The organism is Blautia sp. AM42-2, assembly GCF_003480245.1.
GTDB classification, from domain to species: domain Bacteria; phylum Bacillota; class Clostridia; order Lachnospirales; family Lachnospiraceae; genus Fusicatenibacter; species Fusicatenibacter saccharivorans.
Window position 1 is genome coordinate 102,714 of sequence record NZ_QUIM01000001.1, and the last position, 25,153, is coordinate 127,866.

Consider the following 25,153-nt stretch of genomic DNA (forward strand, 5'->3'; position numbering starts at 1 on the left):
CGTTTCATAGGATCGTGACAAAAAGGAAGGAATTACAGAAAAACAAAGATGCGATAATCAGCATGAAATTACAGGAGGATTCTTTTCATGAAAAATATTTTGTTCGTGGCTTCAGAGTGTGTACCGTTCATCAAAACAGGCGGTCTGGCGGATGTAGTAGGTTCTCTGCCGAAGTACTTCCCGAAAGAGTATTTTGATGTGCGCGTGGTGATTCCAAAATACGCAGGAATCAAAGAACAGTTTAAAAATCAGATGCGGTATGTGACAAACTTCTACATGGATCTGAACTGGAGACAGCAGTATGTCGGCATTTTCGAGATGGAATATGAAGGCATCAAATTCTACTTTATCGACAACGAGGAGCATTTCGGAGGAAGCACTCCATATGCGGGCATGCCGTGGGATCTGGAAAAATTTGCTTACTTCAGCAAAGCAGCGCTTTCCATTTTACCGACCATCGGCTTCCGCCCGGATCTCATCCACTGCCACGACTGGCAGACCGGTCTCGTTCCGGTTTACCTGCACGAGCGTTTCCAGGCAGATGAATTCTATCGGGGAATCAAAACCGTCATGACGATCCACAACCTGAAATTCCAGGGCATCTGGGACCGCAAGACGATTCAGAGCATTACCGGCCTTTCCGACTACTACTTCACACCGGATAAGCTGGAGTTCAAACACGATGCCAGCTACTTGAAGGGCGGTCTGGTTTACGCAGATGCGATCACCACCGTCAGCAATACATACGCGCAGGAGATTCAGACCCCGTTCTATGGCGAAGGACTCGACGGTCTGATGTGTGCAAGAGCAAACGATCTGCGCGGTATTGTAAACGGACTCGACTACAATGAGTGGAACCCGGAGACAGACGCTCAGATTGCAAAGAATTTCAATGTAAAGAACTTCCGTAAAGAGAAAGTGAAAAATAAACTGGCACTGCAGGAGGAGTTAGGACTCGAGGTCAATCCGAAGACGATGATGATCGGTATCGTATCCCGGCTGACCGATCAGAAGGGCTTCGACCTCATCAGCTATATGATGGATGAGATGTGCCAGGATGCCGTACAGTTTGTGATCCTTGGAACCGGCGAGGAGCGCTACGAGAACATGTTCCGCCACTTCGCATGGAAATACGACAAGAAGGTTTCGGCAAACATCTACTATTCTGATGCAATGTCACACAAGATCTATGCATCCTGCGATGCCTTCCTGATGCCGTCCCTGTTTGAGCCATGCGGACTCTCCCAGCTCATGAGCCTCCGCTACGGAACCCTTCCGATCGTCCGCGAGACCGGCGGCCTCAAAGACACCGTAGAGCCGTACAATGAGTACGAGGGAACAGGAACTGGATTCAGCTTCACAAACTACAATGCGCATGAGATGATGGGTACCGTGCGGTACGCAGAGCGCATCTATTACGACAAAAAACGCGAGTGGAACAAGATGATCGACCGCGCAATGGCACAGGATTTCTCCTGGGCGAATTCCGCAAAACAGTACGAGGAAATGTACAACTGGCTGATCGGATAAGTTGGTCTGCATTCTGAAAAATAAGAAAAAAATCCCGAAATGGCAGAAGAGGAAAGAAAAGCCGTTTCGGGATTTTTTTTGCAGTATTTTTGGGTTGCGGCAGGAGAGTGGAATATGCTACACTTGTGTATAAGGATATATTCGAAGCAGCTCCGGTGCAGAGGATTTGGGGGCTGAAAAAAGACACAAGAAAAACAGTTGACAACAAAGCAGATTTGTAATAGTATGTATACAGAAGCGAACGGACGTTCGCATAGTAAGGAGAATATTCAGTATGGGAAATAATAACGAAGATAAACTGCGTGCACTCGATGCCGCACTTGGACAGATTGAAAAACAGTACGGAAAAGGAGCTGTCATGAAGCTCGGAGATTCCGCAGCAAACATGAACGTGGAAACCATCCCGACCGGCTCTTTAAGCCTGGATATCGCACTCGGTCTTGGCGGTGTGCCGAAGGGAAGAATCATCGAGGTATATGGACCGGAGTCTTCCGGTAAAACAACCGTAGCGCTCCACATGGTAGCCGAAGTACAGAAACGCGGCGGAATCGCCGGCTTCATCGATGCAGAGCATGCGCTCGATCCGGCCTATGCCAAAAATATCGGTGTTGATATTGAAAACCTCTACATCTCACAGCCGGACAACGGCGAGCAGGCACTTGAGATCACCGAGACGATGGTTCGTTCCGGTGCGGTAGACATCATCATCGTGGACTCTGTTGCAGCCCTCGTTCCAAAAGCCGAGATCGACGGCGACATGGGAGATTCCCACGTCGGACTGCAGGCGCGTCTGATGTCTCAGGCACTCCGGAAACTGACTGCAGCGATCAGCAAATCCAATTGTATTGTTATCTTTATCAACCAGCTGCGTGAAAAAGTCGGTGTCATGTTCGGAAATCCGGAGACCACAACCGGCGGCCGTGCACTGAAATTCTATTCTTCCATCCGTCTCGATGTCAGAAGAATCGAAGCCTTAAAGCAGGGCGGAGAGATGGTCGGAAACCGTACCAGAATCAAAGTCGTGAAAAACAAAGTAGCTCCGCCGTTCCGCGAGGCAGAATTTGATATCATGTTCGGAAAAGGAATCTCCAAAGAAGGAGACGTTCTGGATCTGGCAGCTTCCGTCGGCATCGTACAGAAGAGCGGCGCATGGTTCGCATACGGCGGCGACAAGATCGGCCAGGGACGCGAAAATGCGAAAGCATACCTGCGCGAGCATCCGGAAATCATGGATGAGATCGAGCACAAAGTGCGCGTGGCTTACGGCCTGATCAAGGAAGAAGCGCCGGAAGGCACAGAAGAAACAGCAGCAGTTCCGGAAACCGAAGGAGACGACGAATAAATGTTTGTGACAGAGATTCGTCCTCTGAATAAAAAGAAATCACGGATCCTCTTCGATGACGGAGAGGATCTGGTTCTTTATAACGGGGAAATCCGCGCTTCCCGCATCAAAGAGCAGGAGGAGCTTCCCGATGAGGTTTACGAAAAGCTGGCAGGGGAAGTGCTGACGAAAAGGGCCAAACACCGCGCGATGTATCTGCTGCTCGGACAGATGCGGACGAAAAAAGAGCTGGAAGATAAGTTACGAAAAGACGGCTATCCCGAGAGAGCCATTGAAGAGGCTGTCTTGTACGTGGAGAGCTTTCACTATATCGACGACCGTGCATACGTGGAGCAGTATCTTGCGGGCAGCGGTGCGAAAAAAGGGAAAAAGGCAGTCCTCTATGCGCTGGCACAGAAAGGCGTGGACCGGGAACTGGTGGAATCCGTCCTGGAAGAGCAGGAGGATGCCCGCGATGAGTATGAACTTGCAAAAAGTGCCGCCTTCGCAAAGCTCGGCACGCCGCACCGGCTGGATGAAAAAGAGTACCGCCGTGCCGCCGGTTTTCTGATGCGGAAGGGATTCGGCAGTTCCGAAATCCGTCGGGCACTGGAAGAATACCAAGATTCCGCTGACGAAGAATTCTAAATATTCCCGGCGATTCCGCCACATGCCGCGAAATTATGTGCAATAAATTACATGAATATTTTTAAAACATTGACAAATTTGTGAAAACAGTATAAAATTGTAGTGTTGTAAATGTGCAATGAAAACTAAATAAGGAGGTGCTCCGGTAATGGGTACAGGTATTACAATTCTGCTGGTATTCATTGCTGTAGTAGTCACGCTGCTTATTGCGGTTCCTGTTACCAGGAAAATTGCTGTGGACAATAAAATCAAGCAGGATGCTGAGAAAATTGGCACAGCGGAAGAAAAGGCGAGAAACATCATAGATGAAGCACTGAAAACTGCCGAAACTAAGAAACGGGAAGCCCTGCTGGAGGCGAAGGAGGAGTCTCTTCGTACGAAGAATGAAGTAGAAAAAGAGACCCGAGAGCGCAGAGCGGAACTGCAGAAATATGAGAAGCGCGTTTTATCGAAAGAAGAATCTGTAGATAAAAAAGCGGACGTATTGGAGCGTCGTGAAAACGAAATTGCAGCAAAAGAGGCAAGCGTCAGAAAGAAAGAAAAGGAAGTAGACGGTCTACACGAAAAAGGAGTACAGGAACTGGAAAGAATTTCCGGTTTTACCTCCGAGGAAGCAAAAGAGTATCTGTTAAAATCTGTGGAAGACGAAGTAAAAATCGACACAGCAAAGCTTTACAAAGAGCTGGAGAGCAGAGCAAAAGAGGAAGCAGGCCGTAAGGCAAAAGAGTATGTGGTAACAGCTATTCAGAAATGTGCTGTCGATCACGTATCCGAGAGTACCATCTCCGTGGTACAGCTTCCGAGCGATGAAATGAAAGGCCGCATCATCGGCCGTGAAGGACGAAACATCCGTACACTCGAAACCATGACAGGCGTTGACCTGATCATCGACGATACACCGGAAGCAGTCGTTCTTTCCTCATTCGATCCGATCCGCCGTGAGGTGGCAAGAATTGCTCTGGAAAAACTGATCGTAGACGGAAGAATCCATCCGGCCCGCATCGAAGAGATGGTAGAAAAGGCCCGCAAAGAAGTAGAACAGAATATTCGCGAGGAAGGCGAGGCAGCCGCACTGGAAGTCGGTGTACACGGACTTCATCCGGAGCTGATCCGTCTCCTTGGAAGAATGAAATTCCGTTCCAGCTACGGACAGAATGCATTAAAGCATTCGATCGAGGTAGCACAGCTTTCCGGTCTCCTCGCAGGAGAGGTAGGATGCGATGTCCGCATGGCAAAACGTGCCGGACTGCTTCATGATATCGGTAAATCCATCGACCATGAGGTAGAAGGATCTCACATTCAGATCGGTGCAGATCTCTGCAAAAAGTACAAAGAATCTCAGATTGTGATCAACACAGTAGAATCACATCACGGGGATGTAGAGCCCCAGTCTCTGATTGCATGTATCGTTCAGGCAGCGGATGCAATTTCCGCAGCAAGACCGGGTGCAAGAAGAGAAACACTCGAAACATATACCAACAGATTAAAACAGTTGGAAGACATCACGAATTCGTTCAAGGGTGTCGAAAAATCTTTTGCTATTCAGGCTGGTAGAGAAGTCCGCATCATGGTTGTTCCTGAGCAGGTATCTGATTCTGAAATGGTACTGCTCGCAAGGGATATCTCGAAACAGATCGAAGCTGAACTGGAATACCCGGGACAGATCAAGGTCAATGTTATCCGCGAGAGCCGTGTAACGGATTACGCGAAATAAAAGACTTTCTACGAAACAATTTAATAACGAAATCAAAAAGAGGCTGTGGACATGAGCAATCATGTTCCACAGCCTTTTCAGTGTGTATAAGAACAGTGAGTTTTAAAAGAATTTATACGTGCCGTATCCGGTTCGAGCGCATTTTCTGAGGTGTAGAGCCATACAGCTTTTTGAAGGTCCGCATAAAAATTTTGTAATTCGACAGCCCGTTTTTCTCCATCAGTACCGTGATCGTTTCGTCGGAATTCTGTAAATCTTCGTACAGGTGCATCGTGCGCACATCGTTCAGATATTCGAGAAAGGTCTGTCCGGTATACTTTTTAAAGAGCCGGCAGAAATACTCCTTCGAGAGCGCCAGGGAATCCGCGGCTGTTTCGAGGCTTAACGGTTCCGGGTAATGCACTTTCACCCAGTTCATAACGTGTGTCACGCGCTGCAGATCGCGCTGTGAACCCGTGAGGGATGCCGAAGGGATCTGGTGGGAATACGACCGGCAGAGATGGTACAGAAATTCGTACAGTCGTGAGGTAAAGAGAAGCTGGTATGAATCGGAAGGATTCTGCCGGATCTCGTTCATCTCCGAGAGCAGTGCGCGGAGCGGAGCCGGCTGTTCCGAGCAGGGAATGATCGTGTCGAAACGCATCGTATCAAAGTCCGGCAGATATTGGCGCATCTGGCTTGCGGAAATCTGCAGCAGAAGATATGTACAGGTATTGGAGCGCGTCATATGGAGGTCGCCGGAGTTGATGATAATCAGATCGCCCTCGTTTAACTGATACTCCGTTGCCTGGACAATCGCGGAAAACTGTCCCCTGATCAGATAGAGAATTTCCACATATTCGTGCCAGTGCGCCGGAAAAACAAAAGCGGGCGCATCCTGCAGCTCAAAACGGACGTGCAGCAGATCGGTTTCGTGTATTGTTTCGTAAAAGCAGGATTCCATAAGTACCTCCAGGATGTGATAGAAATATACGTCAATTATAATCAAAAAAGATAAGAATATTGTACCAGAAATTGTGCGAAATATCAATATCAACCAGAGAAAGGACAAGAAAGGAACTAGAAGTTACACGAAAAAGGGAAGATAATGGAGACATTAGCACGAAACAAAGTTTGGGAGGAACAAAGACATGAAAGCAAAGGTAAGAACCTTTAACGGAACTACATCTCCGGAAGTAACCCAGCGTGAAACAGATCACCGCAAACTTGCCCGCGAGGCAGCAGCAGAGGGATTCGTTCTTCTGGAAAACAAAGATCATTTCCTGCCGCTGGCAAAGGGCAGCAAGGTAGGTCTTTACGGAGCAGGTGCGATCCGCACCATCAAAGGAGGCACCGGTTCCGGCGATGTCAATGAGCGTGACAGCGTCAATATTTTCCAGGGCATGAAAAATGCAGGCTACGACGTAACAAGCAGTGAATGGCTGGAGGATTACGATAAACTCTACGTACAGGCAAGACTGGACTGGAAAAATGAGATTTTCACAAAATTGAACGGAGACGACACAAAATTCTTTGATGCTTACTCTGCAACCCCGTTCTTTATGCCATCCGGAAACCCGATCGATGAAGAGAAAGCAGCAGCCGACGGTGCAGACACCGCATTCTTTGTTCTGGCACGTATCGCAGGAGAGAACAAAGACCGTTTTGATACGGAGGGTGACTACTTCATCTCCAAAGAAGAGAAAGCTATTCTGGCACAGGTTTCCAGATGCTATAAAAACGTTGTTCTTGTTGTCAACACCGGCGGCCTGATGGATCTGGCATTCGTAGAAGAATTTGACAATATCCGCTCTATTTTACAGTACGTACAGGCAGGCCAGGAAGGCGGAAATGCATTTGCTGATGTTGTAAGCGGCGATGTAACCCCATCCGGAAAAATGACAGATACCTGGGCAAAAGATTACTATGATTATCCGGGTGCAGAGGTTTACAGCTACAAGAGCGGCGACCTCATGAAAGAAAAATATGAAGAGGGTATCTTCGTTGGATACCGTTACTTCGATACCTTTGAAGTACCAGTCCGTTACTCCTTCGGTTACGGTATGTCCTACACCGATTTCGAGATCAGAACCAATGACATCAAAGTAAGCGGCCGCGGCATGATGAATCCGAAAGTAAGCGTGACTGTTACCGTCACCAACACCGGCGATACTTATGCAGGAAAAGAAGTTGTACAGATCTACGCTTCCTGCCCGCAGGGAAAACTGGTGAAAGAGTTCCGCCGTCTGGCAGGCTTTGGAAAGACAAAGCTGCTGGCTCCGAAGGAATCCCAGACGATGACCATCACCTTCCCGCTGTATCAGCTGACTTCCTATGAGGAGGAAAGTGCATCCTGGATTCTGGAACCGGGCATGTATGGTATCTGGGTTGGAAATGATCTGAATACATCTGTTCTCTCCGGCGCTCTGGAGCTGGACGAGAAAGCAGTCATGACAGCGTGTGAAAATATCTGCCCGCTGAAAGAGGAATTAAACGAGATTTCCCCTGATGCAGAAAAAGTACAGGCAAGAGAAGCTGCATGGCAGAACGAAGTAAGAGAAAAGAGAATGAGCGTCATCGAGCTCAAAGCATCTGAGATCCCAACTGAGAAAGTAGATTACCAGCCGGTACCGGAAGAGCTTCCTGGAAAAGCAGGAAAGATTGTGGAATCCCTTTCTGTGGATCAGCTGGCACTCCTTGCAACCGGTGATCCGGGAAGAGCACAGGGCAACGCACTTGGCTCCGCAGGAATTTCTGTTCCGGGAGCAGCAGCAGAGACATCCCCGTGTGCTTCGGAGGAGCCGTGGAATGTAACCACGATTGCTCTGGTCGACGGACCTGCAGGTCTTCGTCTGAAGAGAGAATATCAGGTAGACAACGGAGAGATCGTAGCGAGCGATTTCCTGGCTGCCTTGGAAGGCGGTTTCTTCAGTAAGCCGCAGGAAAAACGCGGAACAACCTATTATCAGTTCTGTACCGCAATCCCGGTCGGAACACTTCTGGCACAGAGCTGGGATGTAGAACTGATCAAGAGAGTCGGCGAAATGATCGGCCATGAGATGGAGCTGTTCAACGTAACACTGTGGCTGGCACCTGGTATGAACATTCACAGAAATCCGCTCTGCGGAAGAAACTTTGAATACTATTCCGAGGATCCGCTGATTGCCGGTATGATGGCGGCTGCCATGACACTCGGTGTACAGAAGGTACCGGGCTGCGGAACTACGATCAAACACTTTGCATGCAACAACCAGGAGGACAATCGTATGGGCTCCGATTCTATCCTGTCCGAGCGTGCCCTGCGTGAGATCTATCTGAAAGGCTTTGAAATCGCAGTCAAAGATGCACAGCCGATGTCCATTATGACATCTTACAACCTGATCAATGGTGTACACGCTGCAAACTGCTACGATACCTGCACGAAAGCAGCGAGAGATGAGTGGGGATTTGCAGGAGCTATCATGACCGACTGGACAACCACCAACGTACAGATCCAGGGCGAGTGTACCGCAGCGGGCTGCATGAGAGCCGGAAATGACATGGTAATGCCGGGTCTGCCGGAGGATCACGAGAACATCAAAAAAGAACTTGCAGATGGAACTCTGACGATGGCAGAACTGAAACGCTGCATCTATAACACGGTAAATATCGTACTGCAGTCCAATATGTACGAGGGCGCAGTCAGCTACCTTGATCAGTTCGATGATCTGGATACCTATCTTGTCGTGAAATAAAAGAAGTGAAAAATATCTTATGGGGATATACAAAAAGCAGGGTTTGAAATGAACGGACATTTCGGTGCGTGAGACATTGGGGGACCCTGAAAAGAGGAAAGAAGTGCCATTCGCAGATGGGGGTTTGCGGAGCAGGCACTTCTTTTACGTATATCGTCTATGAACCGTGAATACATTGACAGTAAGGCAGAAAATAAGGAGGCGCAAAAAGCAAATGAGAGAACGGGATGAGAATGCATATATTCGTTTTTTTGCCCTCTGGTTTGCGGCCGGTATGACCCTCGGTGTACTGCTGCTGCTTACGGCATCCCACACGGGAATGAAGGAGGGAAATAGCGTCCGCCTCTTTCAGGCGGAGGCGTTTTTTGGAAGAAAAATTTCCGCAAAGGCCTGCTTTTCCTATCTTCTAAAGGTACGGTTAGCACCGGCATTTGCGGGACTTCTCTTTGGATTGACGGCAATCGGTGCGTATTTTGCCACTGCTGCCGTTTGGGCATATGGTTTTCTGTGTGGCGTCTTTCTCTCGGCTGCCTATCTGCAGAACGGAATGGCAGGTCTTTTATTCTTTTTTCTGGCTCTTTTTCCGCAGATTTTCCTCTACCTTGCCGCGTTATTTCTGATGGCTGCTGCGTGCAGCCGGATGGCAGAGACGAATCACCTTGCCGGCGGCATACAGAAAAAGGAATATTTTTGCTTTGGCGTGCGCTACTTCTTCGCACTGATCCTGCTTCTGTGGGGTATTCTGCTTGAGAGTTATGTCAATCCGTGGTTTCTTGCGAAAATCCTGTAAAAACAGTCGGAAAAGGGAATTGCATTTTTGAAAAAACGTGTATATAATTAAAAGCATTGTTACCCTTTATCGGGCAGTGAGAGGGAGAAAAAAGCAAAAAGGAAAAAAGCTATGCAGGAAACGATACAGTCATTTACGGACTATCTACAGACGGAAAAGAAAGCGTCAAAAAATACAGAAGTCTCCTATCGGCGCGATCTTCGAAAGCTGGCAGTTTTTTTGAAGGAGCACGGAATAGAAAAACCGGAGCAGATGAATGCAACGGTTTTAAATTCTTATTTATTATATCTGGAGCGGGAACACTTCTCCCCGGCAACGATCTCGCGCAGCATTGCGGCGATTCATATGTTTTGCCAATATGCATGTCAGGAGGGAAAAATGGTATCTGACCCGTCGAAAGCACTGCAGCCACCGAGGGTTGAGCGGAAAATGCCGGAGATCCTTTCCATCGCAGAGGTCGATCTGCTGCTTCGCCAGCCCAAAACCGACACGCCAAAGGGTATCCGCGACAAAGCAATGCTGGAAATGCTGTATGCGACCGGTATCCGTGTCAGTGAACTGATCCATTTAAAAATGCAGGATGTTAACCTTATGATGGGCTACATCACCTGCCGCGATGAAAAGGAGCGGATCGTTCCGTTTGGCGGACCGGCGAAAAAGGCGTTGGAGCAGTATCTGGGGAGTGCGCGCGCAGCCCTGATGCATGGACGGGAGGATGATGTATTGTTTGTCAACTGCTCCGGAGGTCCGATGAGCCGTCAGGGATTCTGGAAAATTCTGAAATCCTATGCGAAATCCGCAGGCATTACTGCGGATATTACGCCGCATACCCTGCGCCATTCGTTTGCAACTCATCTGCTGCAAAATGGTGCGGACTTAAAGAGTGTCCAGGAGATGATGGGACATGCCGATATCTCGACAACGCAGATGTATCTCCACCTTGGTGTGAATAAAATCAGGGACGTGTACCGGAAGACACATCCGAGAAAGTAAAGGTGGAACAGAAAAGTAAAACGATAGAAAAACCTCCGCCGCAGACTGGTGAAAAACTGCAGCGAAGGTTTTTGATGTTTTTAGGGTGTTGAGAAAATTTAGCACTCCTCAGCAATATCGTAAATCAGTCGTTCAGTCTGATCCCATCCAAGGCACGGGTCAGTGATGGATTTACCATAGACGTGATTTCCGCATCCGATCTTCTGGTTGCCAGGCTCCAGATAGCTCTCGATCATAACACCTTTTACGAGACCTTCGATATCCTTGTTGCATCGTCTTGTGTGCAGAACGTCTTTGACGATACGGATCTGCTGCTCGTATTTCTTTCCGGAGTTGGAATGGTTGGCATCGATGATGGTAGCCGGGTTTACGAGATGTGTTTCGTTGTATTTCTCCAGCAGAAGCTGAATGTCCTCGTAGTGATAGTTCGGCACGGAGTTGCCGTGCTTGTTGGTCGCACCGCGGAGAATGGTGTGCGCCAGCGGATTTCCGCTTGTCTTTACCTCCCAGGTACGGTAAATAAAGGAGTGGGAGCCCTGTGCGGCAATGACGGAGTTGATCATAACAGAAAGATCACCGCTGGTCGGGTTTTTCATGCCGGCCGGAATGTCGATGCCGGAAACAGTCAGACGGTGCTCCTGGTTTTCTACGGAACGTGCGCCGACCGCAACATAGGAGAGAATATCGGACAGATAGCTCCAGTTGGACGGATACAGCATTTCGTCTGCGGAAGTCAGATCAGTCTCTTCTACTACACGCATATGCATTTTACGCATGGCGATCAGGCCGTGCAGCAGGTCCGGCTTTCCTTCCGGGTCCGGCTGATGAACGATACCTTTGTAGCCTTCACCTGTGGTACGCGGTTTGTTGGTATAGACACGTGGGATGATGATCAGTTTGTCGGATACTTTGTCGGCAACCTTTGCCAGACGGTGATTGTACTCCAGAACAGCGTCTTCGTTGTCTGCGGAGCAAGGTCCTACGATAACAAGAAATTTATCGGAATCCCCGGTAAAGACTTTTGCGATTTCAGCGTCACGCTGTTTTTTGATTTCGGTTGCGCGGGCGCTTAAGGGATATTGTTCCCGGATCTCTGTTGGGGTGGGAAGTTTTCTTACAAATTCAAGGCTCATTTTCGTTCTCCTTTATCTTAGATGCACTTCTTTTCTAGCTGCGGACAGAGGAGCGTTCTTGTGTGCTCCGTCGCAAACTATCTATAAATTATAATACATAACGCGAAGATTGTCGATATTTTTTCGGCGAAAATTCTGTTTCTCTTAAAAAAGATAGAAAAAAGGTATCAATGAACAGCAAATCCGTTTGCAGATTCCCGATGCAGGAACAAAAGTGCCATTGTCATAATGGTAAGTTCACTTGCAAGAATACCATAGAGATAGCCACGGATGCCGAAAACCGGGACGAGAAAAAGAATTGCAAGAATACGAATTACATCTCCGGCAAGGTTCTGGAAAAAAACGAGAGAAGTTTTTCCAAGGCCGTTTAAAATGCTTCCAAGTGTCGTTTCCAGATAGAGAAAAGGACTTAAAAATGAAAGGATACGCAGAAAAACGCCGACTTCTTCGTTTTGAAAAAGGAAACGTCCAAGCCACGGACCGAAAAAGAAAAAGGCAAAAACAGCGGAAGTGCCAAGCAGCACACAGAAAGAAATTGTATAACGGATCGTGTCTGATATTTGCTCTGGCGTACCGTCGGCCTGCTGTTTTGCTACGCCGGGCAGAAGCATGACGGACACCGCGTGGGTGATGGCAGATGGAAAAAAGATCATCGGAAGTGCCATACCGGTGAGAATGCCATACTGCGAGAGCGCTGCTTTCCGGGAAAGACCGGAGGTGACCAGACAGCCGGGGAGCAGAGCACTTTCAATGCTGTGGAGGACATTCAGAAGAATACGGTTCAGCGTAAGCGGAAGATTCAAAACAGCAAGCTCTCGGAAGGTATCGTACCAGAGGGTCTTTTCTTTGAAAAAAACAGAAATCGTGCGGTGTTTCTGAGGGGACCTGCTGTGCGAGACGGACAGGCAGGCCATCAGAAAGAGACACGAAAAGAGTTCGCCGGCGGCAGTACCGAATGCAGCGACAGCGGCAGAGGGGAGGCTTGTGGAAAGACAGAAAAGCCAGGCAAGGTAGGAAGCGCCCATGCGCACGAACTGTTCCAAAAGCTGGCAAAAAGAAGGCAGTGCCGTCTGATTCTGGCCAAGATACCATGCCGAGAGACAGTTGTGGATCCCGGAGGGGAGAATGCCGAGTGATAAAATCCGGAGGAGCAGAATCGTCCGCGGCTCAAAAAGAAGCCGTGTTCCGATGAAATCCGCGCTGAAAAAGAGAAAGATGGAGGCGGAGAAGGAAAGTATCACTACAATGCCGCATCCGGCCGCCAGACAGATCTTTGCCCGTCTGGAATCCTTTTTGGCAAGGTACGATGCGACAAAGCGTGAGAGCACCGTCTGCATGCCGCCTGCGCCAAGGGAGAGCATCAGTGCGTAGAGTGGTGTGGCGAGCTGGTAGATACCAAAGGCTTCCGCACCGATCCGGCGCGACAGGAATATTCTATAGAGAAATCCAAGAATTCTGCAGATGATCCCGGACGCGGTCAGGATCAGTGTGCCAAGAAGAAGCGTGTTCTTTCTTGTGATTTTCAGCATGGGATAGACTCCTTTCACGGCATTGCGCAGATAGTCTAAAATATGCGAAAAAACTCCTTGACAGAACCCCGTGATCGGTGCTATTCTGAGTGAGAAATAAATCCGATTAAAACTGTCGGAATTGGAAAACGACAGCACAGGAAAAAGGAGAACCAGGAATGAAATTATCGACCAAAGGAAGATATGGTCTGCGTGCCATGATCGATCTGGCGAGTCACGAAGAAGAGGGTGCAGTGTCCATTGCCAGCATTTCAGAACGCCAGAATATCTCAGAGAGCTATCTGGAGCAGCTGGTGCGTCCGCTTCGAAAAGCCGGATTCATTGAGAGTGTGCGGGGAGCAGGCGGTGGATATGTACTTGCAAAACCGGCAGATTCCATTTCGGTAGGAGATGTTCTCCGTGTGCTGGAGGGCGGACTCGAGGCAGTCACGTGCTCGGTCAATGAAGGCCTGGGCGGCTGCGATGCGGCCGATTTCTGCGTCACGCGTTTTGTGTGGCAGAGGATCAATGAGGGAATTACGAACGCTGTGGATTCCATCAGCCTCGGAGAGCTGGTTCAGCAGAGCCGGCAATTAGAGAAAAACAGAAACAGCGATAGAAATGACAAGGAGTGAACAACAATGATTTATCTGGACAATGCGGCAACAACAAAAACAGCCCCGGAAGTTGTCGAGGCTATGCTTCCTTATTTCAGCGAATACTACGGAAATCCATCCAGTATTTATGCCATTGCGGGAAAAAGCAAAGAAGCTATTACGAAGGGAAGAGAACAGATCGCAAACGTGCTCGGCGCAAAACCGGAGGAAATTTATTTTACAGCCGGCGGCAGCGAGTCCGATAACTGGGCGTTAAAAGCTACCTTTGAAGCATATAAAAATAAAGGAAACCACATCATCACCACAAAAATCGAGCATCATGCGATTCTTCACACCTGCGAGTATCTGGAAAAAGAGCGCGGTGCGAAAGTGACTTATGTCGGCGTCGATGAGAACGGCGTTGTCAATCTGGATGAACTCGAAGCAGCCATCACACCGGAGACCATTCTGATTTCCGTTATGGCGGCAAACAACGAAATCGGAACGATTCAGCCGATCAAGGAAATCGGAAGAATTGCAAAAGAACACAATATTTTATTCCACACAGATGCCGTACAGGCATTTGGCCAGATCCCGATCAATGTGGATGAGTGCAATATTGATATGCTCAGTTCCAGCGGTCATAAGATTAACGGACCGAAAGGAATCGGCTTCCTTTACATCCGAAAGGGTGTGAAAATCCGCTCCTTCGTACACGGCGGTGCGCAGGAAAGAAAACGCCGTGCCGGAACAGAAAATGTACCGGGCATCGTAGGATATGGAGTTGCGGCAGAGCGTGCGGCAAGAACTATGGCGGAGCGTACCGCAAAAGAAATCGAAGTACGTGATTATCTGATCAACCGTATTTTAACCGAGATTCCGAACTGCCGTCTGAACGGCGATCCGGTAAAACGTCTGCCGAACAACTGCAACATCAGCTTTGAATTCATCGAGGGAGAGTCCCTTCTGATCATGCTGGATATGAAAGGCATCTGTGCGTCCAGCGGTTCCGCATGTACTTCCGGATCCCTGGATCCGTCCCACGTACTGCTGGCCATCGGATTGCCGCATGAGAAAGCACACGGATCCTTACGTCTGACCTTAAGTGAAGAAATCACAAAAGAGGACGTTGATTTCGTTGTAGAGCAGATCAAAGCAATCGTAGACCGTCTGCGCAGCATGTCCCCGCTGTATGAGGATTACATCAAAAAACAGCAGGGTAAATAAGTTAAAAAAAATAAGACAGTCCATCCAGAAAGCCGGTACAGAAAAATTCAGGTAAAAGCTGTGCCGGAGGAGGACTGCTTTGAAATAGTTCAGGAGGAAGAATAACAATGTACAGTGAAAAAGTAATGGATCATTTCCAGCATCCGAGAAATGTAGGAGAAATTGAGAACGCAAGCGGTGTAGGTACCGTTGGAAATGCAAAATGCGGCGATATCATGAGAATGTATCTTGACATCGACGATAACGGCATCATTCAGGACTGCAAATTCAAAACCTTCGGCTGCGGCGCCGCAGTTGCAACCAGCAGTATGGCAACCGAGCTGGTAAAAGGAAAAACCATCCAGGAAGCTCTGGAAGTAACCAACAAAGCCGTTATGGAAGCACTCGACGGACTTCCGCCGGTCAAAGTTCACTGTTCTCTGCTTGCAGAAGAAGCAATTCACGCTGCACTCTGGGATTACGCAGAGAAACACCACATCAAGATCGAAGGTCTTGCAAAACCGAAGTCTGATATCAGCGAGGGCGAGGAAGAGGAAGAATACTAAGTATGGGAAAAAAGAAAGTAGTCGTTGGAATGTCCGGCGGCGTAGATTCCTCGGTGGCAGCGTATCTCCTGAAAAAAGCAGGATACGATGTCATCGGGGTGACCATGCAGATCTGGCAGGATGAGGCCGAGACAGTCCAGGAGGAAAACGGGGGCTGTTGCGGCCTTTCTGCTGTTGATGATGCAAGACGCGTGGCACAGGTGCTGGACATTCCGTATTATGTCATGAATTTCAAAAAAGAGTTCCGTGAGAACGTCATGGACTATTTCACGAACGAATATCTCTGCGGCAGAACACCGAACCCGTGTATCGCCTGCAACCGCTATGTGAAATGGGAAGCGTTGCTTCAGCGCAGTCTTTCCATTGGAGCGGACTACATTGCGACCGGACATTATGCAAGAATCGAACAGCTTGCCAATGGACGGTATGCGATTGCAAATTCGGTAACAGCGGCAAAAGACCAGACGTATGCACTGTATAATCTGACCCAGGAGCAGCTTTCGCATACGCTGATGCCGGTCGGAGACTACACAAAAGATCAGATTCGTGAGATTGCAGCAAAAATCGGTCTTCCGGTAGCAAAAAAGAAGGATTCCCAGGAAATCTGCTTCGTGCCGGATCAGGATTACGCTTCCTTTATTCAGAACGAGACAGGAATCGTGGCACCGAAAGGCAATTTCGTGAATACAAAGGGTGAAATCCTCGGTACCCATGAGGGGATTACCCATTATACAGTAGGACAGCGCCGCGGACTCGGCCTTCCGATGGGACACCGCGTGTTCGTACTGGAAATCCGTCCGGAGACGAACGAGGTTGTGGTCGGCGAAAATGAAGAGGTTTTCGCAAAAGTAGTAAAAGCAAACAAAGTAAACTATATGGCAATTCCGCCGCTGGAACTTGGAGAAGAGCTCTCCTGCACCGCAAAAATCCGGTACGGGCACAAAGGCTCCCCGTGCGTGATCAAACGGACCGGGGAAGATGAGATTACCTGTACCTTCCCGGACGGCGTGCGTGCTCCGACACCGGGACAGGCTGTTGTCTTCTACGTGGACGGCTGTGTCGGCGGAGGCGGAACGATTACGGAGGCCGAAAGATGAAAATAGCGGACTGTCATATGCACAGTTTCTTTTCAAGTGACAGCGAAGCACCAACAGAAGAGATGGTAAAACGGGCAGTCGAGCTGGGACTTCCGGCAATCTGCCTGACGGATCACTACGATATGGATTACAGTACCGGCGAGTTCCAGCTTGATACACCGGCATATGCGGCAAAAATCCGGGAACTGCAGGAAAAATACCGCGACAGAATCGATATCCGATTCGGCGTGGAACTGGGACTGCAGCTCCACTTAAAAGAACGGATGGAAGAGTATGTAAATGCGTGGCCGTTCGACTATGTGATCGGCTCCATGCATGTCATTGACGGAAAAGACCCCTATTATGAGGATGCTTTCCCGGACTGGACAGCAGAAGAGCTGTACCGGGCGTATTTTCGGGCTACCGCAGAAAATATCCGGTTCTTCCACAATTTCCAGACGCTTGGTCATCTGGATTATGTGGTACGCTACTGCAGAGAAAAAGGAAAAGATTACAGCTACCGCGCATTTGCAGACGAGATCGATACCATTTTAAAAGAGCTGATTCAGTACGATATCGCGCTGGAAATCAACACCGGCGGCTACAAGGCAGGCCTTGGCGTGCCGAATCCGACGCCGGATGTCATCAAAAGATACCGGGAACTGGGCGGCGAAAAGATCACCTTCGGTGCCGATGCCCACAAACCGGAACATATAGCGTTTCATTTCGCGGACGCGGCAGCCATCGCGCAGGAAGCCGGATTCCGGTACTACGTGCGGTTTAAAGAGAAGAAGCCGGAATATCTGCCGATCCAATAGAAAACGCGCAGGAAAAGCCGGAAAAAAGCCCCAGAAAGGCTGGATTCCGGCTTTTTCTGCAATAGACGGATCTTTCGAAATTTTGCAGAAATACGGATTGGCATCCGGCTTCTTCACAAATTTTAGAAATAATTTCGTATTTTCTTGAAAATAGAACTTGAATTTTCCGACGAAATTAGGTATTATACAGATAAGGTTGATGTTTCTTTAACAAAGTACAGAGACTCAAAATTAAAATTCACTTTTTAGGAGGAATTGAAAATCATGGCAGTAAAAGTAGCAATCAATGGTTTTGGCCGTATCGGACGTCTTGCATTCAGACAGATGTTTGGAGCAGAAGGTTATGAAGTAGTAGCAATCAACGATTTAACATCCCCGAAGATGTTAGCTCATCTGTTAAAATATGACTCTTCTCAGGGAAAATATGCTCTGGCTGATACCGTAACATCCGATGAAGATTCCATCACAGTAGATGGCAAAAACATCAAAATCTATGCTTTCCCGGATGCTAACAACTGCCCATGGGGAGAGCTTGGCGTAGACGTAGTTCTGGAGTGCTCCGGATTCTACACCTCCAAAGCAAAAGCTCAGGCACACATCAATGCAGGCGCTCGTAAAGTAGTTATCTCCGCTCCGGCTGGTAACGACCTTCCGACCATCGTTTACAATGTAAACCATGAGACCCTGACAGCAGACGATAACATCATCTCCGCTGCATCCTGCACCACAAACTGCCTTGCACCTATGGCAAAAGCTCTGAACGAACTGGCTCCGATCAAATCCGGTATCATGGTTACTATCCATGCTTACACTGGAGATCAGATGACTCTGGACGGACCGCAGAGAAAAGGCGATCTGAGAAGATCCCGTGCAGCTGCAGTTAACATCGTTCCAAACAGCACCGGTGCTGCAAAAGCAATCGGCCTTGTTATTCCGGAACTGAACGGCAAACTGATCGGTTCTGCACAGCGTGTTCCAACCCCAACCGGTTCTACCACAATCCTTACAGCAGTTGTAGAAGGAACTGTAACTGTTGACGAGATCAACGCAAAAATGAAAGCATCTGCAACCGAGTCCTTCGGATACAACACAGATGAAATCGTATCCAGCGACATCGTTGGTATGAGATATGGTTCTCTGTTCGATGCAACTCAGACCATGGTTCTTCCGCTGGACAACGGAACAACAGAGGTACAGGTTGTTTCTTGGTATGATAACGAGAACTCCTACACAAGCCAGATGGTTCGTACCATCAAATACTTCAGCGAGTTAGCATAATTTAACAAACTGAACGGCAAAATTTCAGAGCCCAAAGGGTCCGGTCTGTTAAGGACCGGACCCTTTTTGCGAATGCGGCGGAAAAATACGGCACAAAAACAGCCCTTTTCCGTGTGCAAAAATTATAAACTGCATTTTTAAATAAGGACCGCGATGCCGCAAAAACAAAGAAACGGCGCGGCAGATGCAGTTGGATATATGGAGGGAAACGCCCATGTTAAACAAAAAAACCGTAGATGATATCAACGTAAAAGGAAAAAGAGTCCTTGTAAGATGCGACTTCAACGTTCCGCTGATCGATGGAAAAATCACAGATGAGAACCGTCTGGTAGCTGCTCTTCCGACGATCAAAAAACTGATCGCTGACGGCGGAAAAGTAATTCTCTGCTCTCATCTTGGAAAACCGAAAGGAGAACCAAAACCAGAGCTTTCTCTTGCACCGGTTGCAGTCCGCCTTTCCGAGCTTCTCGGACAGGAAGTTAAATTTGCAGCAGATCCTGAGGTTGTAGGACCGAACGCAAAAGCAGCTGTTGAGGCTATGAAAGACGGAGATGTAATCCTTCTGGAGAACACCCGTTATCGTGCGGAAGAGACCAAAAACGGTGAGGAGTTCAGCAAAGAACTGGCTTCCCTGTGCGACGTATTCGTAAACGATGCATTCGGAACCGCACATCGTGCTCATTGCTCTAATGTTGGTGTTACTAAATATGTTGACACTGCAGTTGTTGGTTATCTGATGGAGAAAGAGATCGCATTCCTTGGAAATGCTGTCAACAATCCGGAGCGTCCGTTTGTTGCCATCCTTGGCGGATCCAAAGTATCCAGTAAGATTTCTGTTATCGACAACCTGATCGATAAAGTTGATGTCCTGATCATCGGCGGTGGTATGGCTTATACCTTCGCAAAAGCAGCAGGCGGCACCGTTGGTGATTCTCTGCTTGAGATGGATTATCTGGATTATGCAAACAAAATGAAAGAAAAAGCAGCAGCAAAAGGCGTGAAACTGCTTCTTCCGGTAGACAACGTTGTTGCAGATGCATTCTCAAACGACGCAAATACACAGGTTGTTCCGGCCGGACAGATTCCGGATGGCTGGGAAGGTCTGGATATCGGACCGGAAACTGCAAAACTGTTCGCTGACGCTGTTAAAACTGCTAAAACCGTTGTATGGAACGGACCGATGGGATGCTTCGAGATGCCGAATTTCGCAGCAGGAACCAAAGCAGTTGCAGCAGCACTGGCTGAAACAGATGCAGTTACGATCATCGGCGGCGGAGATTCCGCAGCAGCTGTAAATCAGCTTGGATATGGCGATAAGATGACTCATATCTCCACTGGCGGCGGCGCTTCCCTGGAATTCCTGGAAGGAAAAGAACTGCCGGGCGTTGCAGCAGCAAACGACAAATAAAACAACGATTCAGAGCGCAAGCGGAATCGAGAGGTGGCTCTGAACCGTTTCAATAAGTAAAACTAAGGAGATCAAACGATCATGGCAAGAAAGAAAATTATCGCCGGAAACTGGAAAATGAACATGACTCCGAGCGAGGCAGTAGAGTTAGTTAATACATTAAAACCACTGGTGGCAAATGACGACGTTGACGTTGTTTTCTGCGTACCGGCCATCGATATCATCCTGGTTGTAGAGGCTGCAAAAGGCTCCAACATCCAGATTGGTGCTGAAAATATGTATTTTGAGGAGAAAGGTGCTTTCACAGGCGAAATCTCCCCGGCTATGCTGACAGACGCTGGCGTGAAATACGTTGTACTTGGCCACTCTGAGAGAAGAGAATACTTCGCAGAGACCAGCGAGACCGTAAACAAAAAAATGCTGAAAGCTTTCGAGCACGGCATCACCCCGATCATGTGCTGCGGAGAAACTCTGGAGCAGAGAGAGCAGGGTGTAACGATGGATTTCATCCGTCAGCAGGTAAAGGTTGGATTCCTGAATGTAACAGCAGATCAGGCCAAAACAGCCGTTATCGCTTACGAGCCAATCTGGGCAATCGGAACCGGCAAAACTGCTACAACAGAGCAGGCTGAGGAAGTTTGCAAAGGCATCCGCGAGTGCATCGCTGAAATCTATGATGATGCAACAGCAGCAGCTATCCGTATCCAGTACGGCGGCTCTGTAAACGCAAAAACTGCACCGGAACTGTTCGCACAGGAGAACATCGACGGCGGCCTGGTAGGCGGAGCATCCCTGAAACCGGATTTCGGAGCTATCGTAAACTACAATAAATAATTGATTCTTGTACGAAATCAATAAATAAAACAGGCTAAGACGCCACCAAACACGGTGAAATTTGGCAGAAATGTCAAAGGAAAAGTGCTTGGTGGCGTTTTGCTGTTTTACGACGTGATGGCAATACCGCTCTTTAGGATCTGGCGTAATAGACTTCTGCAATGCTTTTTCGCACTTGCGGACATCTCCCACATGTGATATGATGGGAACGACAAAAAGTGTCGGAAAAACCGCATGATAGAGGGAAAAAACGCGGCAAATCAGACGGCGCGAAAGAAAGCATAAAGGAGAATATGATTATGGCAAGAGAAATCATTAATACAGAAAAAGCACCGGCAGCAATCGGACCTTATGTACAGGCAGTCGCAGACAACGGCCTTTTATTTATTTCCGGACAGCTTGGCTTTGATGTAGAGCATGGCAGCGTGATCCCGGAAACCGTAGAAGAGCAGGCAACCCTCTCTTTAAAGAATCTGGACGCAATCATGACAGCAGCAGGAACTGACCGCACGAAAGTGATGAAAACAACCATTTTCCTGACCGATATGAACGATTTTGCCAAGGTAAATGAAGTATACGGTGCTTTCTTTGGCGAGTCCAAACCGGCTCGTTCCTGTGTAGCAGTTGCTGCTCTTCCAAAAGCAGCAAAAGTAGAAATTGAATGCATCGTATCCCTGAAATAAGAGGGAGAGATGAGTATGGCAGAGGAAAGAGTAATTAAAATCGGAATGCTGGGTCTTGGCACCGTCGGTACCGGTGTGTACAAAGTGCTGAAAAGCCAGCAGGAGGAAATGCTTCCGAAGCTGGGAGCGCGTGTGGAGCTGAAAAAAATTCTCGTGCGCAATGTGGAAAAAGCAGTTGCAAAGGTTGATGATCCGTCGATCATTACCATGAACTTTGAGGACATTGCCAATGACCCGGAGATTGAGATTGTTGTTGAGGTTATGGGTGGAAAACAGCCGGCTATGAATTACATTCTTGCCTGCCTGGATGCAGGAAAGAATGTTGTAACGGCAAACAAAGACCTGGTGGCATCTGAGGGTAAAAAAATCCTTGCGGCAGCAAAGAGAAACGGAAAGGATTTTCTCTACGAGGCATCCGTGGCGGGAGGAATTCCGATTATCCGTCCGGTGAAACAGTGCCTTGCAGCCAATCATATCACAGAGCTGATGGGTATTTTCAACGGTACCACAAATTTTATTCTGACAAAAATGTCGCAGGAAAGCATGGAGTTTGGCGATGCACTCCGTCTGGCGCAGGATATGGGTTATGCGGAAGCAGATCCGACCGCAGATGTGGAAGGTCTTGATGCCGGTCGTAAGGTGGCAATTCTTGCTTCAGCAGCGTTCAATTCCAGAGTGACATTTGAAGATGTTTACACCGAAGGCATTACCAAAATCGCGGCGACCGATATCCAGTACGCAAAAGAGATGGGATGCACGATCAAGCTGCTCGGCGTGGCAAAAGATACCCCGGAAGGAATCGAAGCCCGCGTTCATCCGATGCTGATCGACAGCAATCATCCGCTTGCGACTGTCAATGATTCCTACAATGCCGTATTCCTGACAGGCGATGCCGTACAGGATACGATGTTTTACGGACGAGGTGCCGGAGAGCTTCCGACTGCGAGTGCTGTTGTGGGCGATATTTTCGATGTTGTGCGCAATATTTTATGGAACTGCTGCGGCAGAATCGGCTGCACATGCTACCGGGAATGCCCGATCAAGCGTGTCGGCGAAATTAAGTCGAAATATTTTGTACGCATGCAGATTGAAAATCGGTATGGAACGCTGGCATCGGTAGCTTCTGTCTTTGGAAACAACAAGGTTTCGATTGCACAGATGCTTCAGAAACGTGTCAATGGAAAATACGCCGAGATCGTCGTCATTACGGACGAGGTCAAAGAGCGCCATTTTGAGGATGCCATGCAGATTTTAGGCGGAATGTCGATGATCCAGGAGATTTCCTCGACAATCCGGGTATACTAAAAAAATGTAACAATTCAGAGCCATGCGAAATGGAAGAAAAATCGCGAATCATGCTTGCGTGAAGGAGCGCTTTTTCTGGAATTTCATATGGCGAAAAGCAACATCGAGATGCAGCGTAAGCGGAATCGAGACGGGGCTCTGGATTGTTACCCAAAATTTAAGTAAAGAAGGGAATTCACAATGAGTAAAAAACCAACCGTATTAATGATACTTGACGGATATGGACTGAATGACAAATGCGAGCATAACGCTGTCTGCGAAGCGAAAACTCCGATTATGGACCAGCTGATGAGCCAGTGCCCGTACGTAAAAGGACAGGCCAGCGGACTTGCTGTAGGTCTTCCGGACGGACAGATGGGTAACTCTGAGGTAGGCCATCTGAACATGGGCGCAGGCCGCGTTGTATATCAGGAGCTGACCAGAATCACAAAAGCAATCCAGGACGGTGATTTCTTCGAGAATGAAGAGCTGGTAAAGGCTGTTGAAAATGCAAAAGCAAACAATTCCGCACTGCACCTGTTCGGACTTCTCTCTGACGGCGGTGTTCACAGCCACATCACCCACGTATTCGGACTTTTGGAGCTGGCAAAACGCAAAGGTCTCGAGAAAGTTTATGTACACTGCTTCCTGGATGGCCGTGACACTCCTCCGGCATCAGGAAAATCTTATGTAGAGCAGCTGCAGGCAAAAATGGATGAGATCGGTGTCGGCGAAATCGGCGTAATCTCCGGCCGTTACTATGCAATGGACCGTGATAACCGCTGGGATCGTGTCGAGCTGGCTTACAAAGCATTGACAAAAGGGGAAGGCGTAGAAGGAACTGATGCGGCAGAGGCTGTTCAGGCTTCCTATGATGCTGAAAAAACTGATGAGTTCGTTCTGCCGACCGTTCTGAAAAAAGACGGAAAACCGGTTGCAACGATTCAGGATAAAGATTCTGTGATTTTCTTCAACTTCCGCCCGGACCGTGCAAGAGAGCTGACAAGAGCATTCTGCGCAGATGAGTTCACCGGATTCGAGAGAGAAAAACGTCTGGATCTGACCTACGTATGCTTCACGGAATACGATGAGACAATCCCGAACAAATCCGTTGCATTCAAAAAAGAAGAGATCACCAACACCTTCGGTGAGTATCTGGCAGCACATAACATGACTCAGGCACGTATTGCTGAGACCGAGAAATATGCACATGTAACCTTCTTCTTCAACGGCGGCGTTGAGGAACCAAATAAAGGTGAGGACAGAATCCTTGTAAAATCCCCGAAGGTTGCTACTTATGACCTGAAACCGGAGATGAGTGCTTACGAAGTATGCGACAAGCTGACGGATGCTATTCGTTCCCAGAAATATGATGTTATCATCATCAACTTTGCAAATCCGGATATGGTTGGCCATACCGGTGTTGAGAGCGCAGCAATCCAGGCAGTTGAGGCTGTTGATGAGTGCGTAGGCAAGGCAGTTGATGCATTAAAAGAGGTTGACGGACAGATGTTCATCTGTGCGGACCACGGAAATGCAGAGCAGCTTGTAGATTACGAGACCGGCGAGCCATACACCGCTCATACCACTAATCCGGTTCCGTTCATTCTGGTTAATGCAGACCCATCCTACACGTTAAGAGAGGGCGGATGCCTGGCAGACATCGCACCGACCCTGATCGAGCTGATGGGAATGGAGCAGCCAAAAGAAATGACAGGAAAATCCCTGCTGATTAAGAAATAAAGAGAAATCGTGAAAATGTCCCTGCCGGATTCGTTTTGAAACGGGTTCGGCAGGGATATTTTATTATAATAATCTGAAAATAAAAATAATTGCGCAATAAGAGACAGAATAAAAATGAAAAACAGATAAAAAATCAAAATAAAGTGTTGACAAACGGTGAGAAAACTGATATAGTAAAGTCAACAAAAGAAAACGGAAGAAAAAAACAAAAAGAGAGGACGGACCACCGAGAACATAACGAATTACCCCATAAACTAAGAAAGCGAAGGTATGGACCCAAGAAAACGTAACGAAGTACCCCAAAGCGAAAC

At 48.2% G+C, this 25,153-nt stretch carries 21 protein-coding genes; 18 read left to right on the forward strand and 3 right to left on the reverse strand.

Translation table 11 applies throughout. The features are described from left to right. Positions 1-87 precede the first annotated feature (87 nt). The 4 genes from glgA (at position 88) to rny (ending at position 5,213) form a co-directional block, all read left to right on the forward strand. Positions 88-1,530, forward strand: a complete 1,443-nt coding sequence (gene glgA / locus DW915_RS00575; RefSeq protein WP_117760400.1) for a glycogen synthase GlgA — start codon at positions 88-90, stop codon at positions 1,528-1,530. 274 nt (positions 1,531-1,804) lie between these two features. Then, the gene (recA, locus tag DW915_RS00580) at positions 1,805-2,872 is read left to right on the forward strand and encodes a recombinase RecA (protein ID WP_022463338.1); all 1,068 of its coding nucleotides are present in this window, start codon (positions 1,805-1,807) and stop codon (positions 2,870-2,872) included. Beyond that, a complete protein-coding gene (locus tag DW915_RS00585; RefSeq protein WP_118741386.1) occupies positions 2,873-3,499 on the forward strand; it encodes a regulatory protein RecX in 627 nt (208 codons plus the stop codon). 148 nt (positions 3,500-3,647) lie between these two features. Beyond that, on the forward strand, positions 3,648-5,213 hold the full coding sequence (rny, locus tag DW915_RS00590; protein WP_022463336.1) for a ribonuclease Y: 1,566 nt from the start codon (positions 3,648-3,650) through the stop codon (positions 5,211-5,213). A 112-nt stretch (positions 5,214-5,325) separates the two neighbouring features. Here rny and DW915_RS00595 read toward each other — a convergent pair whose 3' ends face one another. Continuing rightward, positions 5,326-6,156, reverse strand: coding sequence for an AraC family transcriptional regulator (locus DW915_RS00595; protein WP_022463335.1), 831 nt, complete (start codon positions 6,154-6,156; stop codon positions 5,326-5,328). Positions 6,157-6,343: 187 nt separating this feature from the next. Here DW915_RS00595 and DW915_RS00600 point away from each other — a divergent pair, with 187 nt between their 5' ends. From DW915_RS00600 to xerD, 3 genes are all read left to right on the forward strand, one after another. Then, complete coding sequence (locus tag DW915_RS00600) at positions 6,344-8,926, forward strand: glycoside hydrolase family 3 protein (protein ID WP_118741387.1); 2,583 nt, start codon at positions 6,344-6,346, stop codon at positions 8,924-8,926. A gap of 214 nt (positions 8,927-9,140) precedes the next feature. Continuing rightward, entirely contained in the window at positions 9,141-9,716 is a 576-nt protein-coding gene (locus tag DW915_RS00605) for a stage II sporulation protein M (protein WP_118741388.1), read from the forward strand. A 111-nt stretch (positions 9,717-9,827) separates the two neighbouring features. After that, positions 9,828-10,709 (forward strand): site-specific tyrosine recombinase XerD, encoded by an 882-nt coding sequence (gene xerD, locus DW915_RS00610; protein ID WP_118741389.1) that lies wholly within the window; start codon positions 9,828-9,830, stop codon positions 10,707-10,709. A 98-nt stretch (positions 10,710-10,807) separates the two neighbouring features. On the opposite strand, the gene DW915_RS00615 is transcribed toward xerD, so the two are convergent. Beyond that, a complete protein-coding gene (locus DW915_RS00615) occupies positions 10,808-11,842 on the reverse strand; it encodes a 3-deoxy-7-phosphoheptulonate synthase (protein WP_118741390.1) in 1,035 nt (344 codons plus the stop codon). Positions 11,843-12,009: 167 nt separating this feature from the next. After that, complete coding sequence (locus DW915_RS00620; RefSeq protein WP_118741391.1) at positions 12,010-13,371, reverse strand: polysaccharide biosynthesis protein; 1,362 nt, start codon at positions 13,369-13,371, stop codon at positions 12,010-12,012. 158 nt (positions 13,372-13,529) lie between these two features. On the opposite strand from DW915_RS00620, the gene DW915_RS00625 reads away from it, so the two are divergent. From DW915_RS00625 to gpmI, 11 genes are all read left to right on the forward strand, one after another. Next, positions 13,530-13,985 carry an RrF2 family transcriptional regulator gene (locus tag DW915_RS00625; protein WP_022463329.1) on the forward strand — a complete coding sequence of 152 codons (456 nt, stop codon included), beginning with the start codon at positions 13,530-13,532 and terminating at the stop codon, positions 13,983-13,985. Positions 13,986-13,991: 6 nt separating this feature from the next. Continuing rightward, on the forward strand, positions 13,992-15,173 hold the full coding sequence (nifS, locus tag DW915_RS00630) for a cysteine desulfurase NifS (RefSeq protein WP_055267020.1): 1,182 nt from the start codon (positions 13,992-13,994) through the stop codon (positions 15,171-15,173). Positions 15,174-15,280: 107 nt separating this feature from the next. After that, entirely contained in the window at positions 15,281-15,718 is a 438-nt protein-coding gene (gene nifU / locus DW915_RS00635; RefSeq protein WP_022463327.1) for a Fe-S cluster assembly scaffold protein NifU, read from the forward strand. Positions 15,719-15,720: 2 nt separating this feature from the next. Next, positions 15,721-16,815: a tRNA 2-thiouridine(34) synthase MnmA gene (mnmA, locus tag DW915_RS00640; protein ID WP_055218213.1), complete on the forward strand. Its 1,095-nt coding sequence runs from the start codon at positions 15,721-15,723 to the stop codon at positions 16,813-16,815. Next, positions 16,812-17,612, forward strand: a complete 801-nt coding sequence (locus tag DW915_RS00645; protein WP_118741392.1) for a histidinol-phosphatase HisJ family protein — start codon at positions 16,812-16,814, stop codon at positions 17,610-17,612. The genes mnmA and DW915_RS00645 overlap by 4 nt, the downstream gene beginning before the upstream one ends. Before the next feature lie 264 nt (positions 17,613-17,876). Further along, positions 17,877-18,890 carry a type I glyceraldehyde-3-phosphate dehydrogenase gene (gene gap, locus DW915_RS00650; RefSeq protein WP_022463324.1) on the forward strand — a complete coding sequence of 338 codons (1,014 nt, stop codon included), beginning with the start codon at positions 17,877-17,879 and terminating at the stop codon, positions 18,888-18,890. A gap of 214 nt (positions 18,891-19,104) precedes the next feature. Further along, complete coding sequence (locus tag DW915_RS00655; protein WP_022463323.1) at positions 19,105-20,298, forward strand: phosphoglycerate kinase; 1,194 nt, start codon at positions 19,105-19,107, stop codon at positions 20,296-20,298. Between the two features lie 81 nt (positions 20,299-20,379). Next, positions 20,380-21,132, forward strand: a complete 753-nt coding sequence (gene tpiA / locus DW915_RS00660; protein WP_118741393.1) for a triose-phosphate isomerase — start codon at positions 20,380-20,382, stop codon at positions 21,130-21,132. Positions 21,133-21,431: 299 nt separating this feature from the next. Continuing rightward, on the forward strand, positions 21,432-21,815 hold the full coding sequence (locus DW915_RS00665) for a RidA family protein (protein ID WP_055218381.1): 384 nt from the start codon (positions 21,432-21,434) through the stop codon (positions 21,813-21,815). Positions 21,816-21,830: 15 nt separating this feature from the next. Beyond that, positions 21,831-23,120 (forward strand): homoserine dehydrogenase, encoded by a 1,290-nt coding sequence (locus DW915_RS00670; RefSeq protein ID WP_118741394.1) that lies wholly within the window; start codon positions 21,831-21,833, stop codon positions 23,118-23,120. A gap of 180 nt (positions 23,121-23,300) precedes the next feature. Continuing rightward, positions 23,301-24,842 carry a 2,3-bisphosphoglycerate-independent phosphoglycerate mutase gene (gpmI, locus tag DW915_RS00675; RefSeq protein ID WP_022463319.1) on the forward strand — a complete coding sequence of 514 codons (1,542 nt, stop codon included), beginning with the start codon at positions 23,301-23,303 and terminating at the stop codon, positions 24,840-24,842. The last annotated feature ends 311 nt before the right edge of the window (positions 24,843-25,153 follow it).

Excerpts from the sequence above, each read along its gene's own strand:
- glgA (WP_117760400.1), top strand. The coding sequence starts at position 88 with ATGAAAAATATTTTGTTCGTGGCTTCAGAGTGTGTACCGTTCATCAAA.
- recA (WP_022463338.1), top strand. The coding sequence starts at position 1,805 with ATGGGAAATAATAACGAAGATAAACTGCGTGCACTCGATGCCGCACTT.
- DW915_RS00585 (WP_118741386.1), top strand. The coding sequence starts at position 2,873 with ATGTTTGTGACAGAGATTCGTCCTCTGAATAAAAAGAAATCACGGATC.
- rny (WP_022463336.1), top strand. The coding sequence starts at position 3,648 with ATGGGTACAGGTATTACAATTCTGCTGGTATTCATTGCTGTAGTAGTC.
- DW915_RS00595 (WP_022463335.1), bottom strand. The coding sequence starts at position 6,156 with ATGGAATCCTGCTTTTACGAAACAATACACGAAACCGATCTGCTGCAC.
- DW915_RS00600 (WP_118741387.1), top strand. The coding sequence starts at position 6,344 with ATGAAAGCAAAGGTAAGAACCTTTAACGGAACTACATCTCCGGAAGTA.
- DW915_RS00605 (WP_118741388.1), top strand. The coding sequence starts at position 9,141 with ATGAGAGAACGGGATGAGAATGCATATATTCGTTTTTTTGCCCTCTGG.
- xerD (WP_118741389.1), top strand. The coding sequence starts at position 9,828 with ATGCAGGAAACGATACAGTCATTTACGGACTATCTACAGACGGAAAAG.
- DW915_RS00615 (WP_118741390.1), bottom strand. The coding sequence starts at position 11,842 with ATGAGCCTTGAATTTGTAAGAAAACTTCCCACCCCAACAGAGATCCGG.
- DW915_RS00620 (WP_118741391.1), bottom strand. The coding sequence starts at position 13,371 with ATGCTGAAAATCACAAGAAAGAACACGCTTCTTCTTGGCACACTGATC.
- DW915_RS00625 (WP_022463329.1), top strand. The coding sequence starts at position 13,530 with ATGAAATTATCGACCAAAGGAAGATATGGTCTGCGTGCCATGATCGAT.
- nifS (WP_055267020.1), top strand. The coding sequence starts at position 13,992 with ATGATTTATCTGGACAATGCGGCAACAACAAAAACAGCCCCGGAAGTT.
- nifU (WP_022463327.1), top strand. The coding sequence starts at position 15,281 with ATGTACAGTGAAAAAGTAATGGATCATTTCCAGCATCCGAGAAATGTA.
- mnmA (WP_055218213.1), top strand. The coding sequence starts at position 15,721 with ATGGGAAAAAAGAAAGTAGTCGTTGGAATGTCCGGCGGCGTAGATTCC.
- DW915_RS00645 (WP_118741392.1), top strand. The coding sequence starts at position 16,812 with ATGAAAATAGCGGACTGTCATATGCACAGTTTCTTTTCAAGTGACAGC.
- gap (WP_022463324.1), top strand. The coding sequence starts at position 17,877 with ATGGCAGTAAAAGTAGCAATCAATGGTTTTGGCCGTATCGGACGTCTT.
- DW915_RS00655 (WP_022463323.1), top strand. The coding sequence starts at position 19,105 with ATGTTAAACAAAAAAACCGTAGATGATATCAACGTAAAAGGAAAAAGA.
- tpiA (WP_118741393.1), top strand. The coding sequence starts at position 20,380 with ATGGCAAGAAAGAAAATTATCGCCGGAAACTGGAAAATGAACATGACT.
- DW915_RS00665 (WP_055218381.1), top strand. The coding sequence starts at position 21,432 with ATGGCAAGAGAAATCATTAATACAGAAAAAGCACCGGCAGCAATCGGA.
- DW915_RS00670 (WP_118741394.1), top strand. The coding sequence starts at position 21,831 with ATGGCAGAGGAAAGAGTAATTAAAATCGGAATGCTGGGTCTTGGCACC.
- gpmI (WP_022463319.1), top strand. The coding sequence starts at position 23,301 with ATGAGTAAAAAACCAACCGTATTAATGATACTTGACGGATATGGACTG.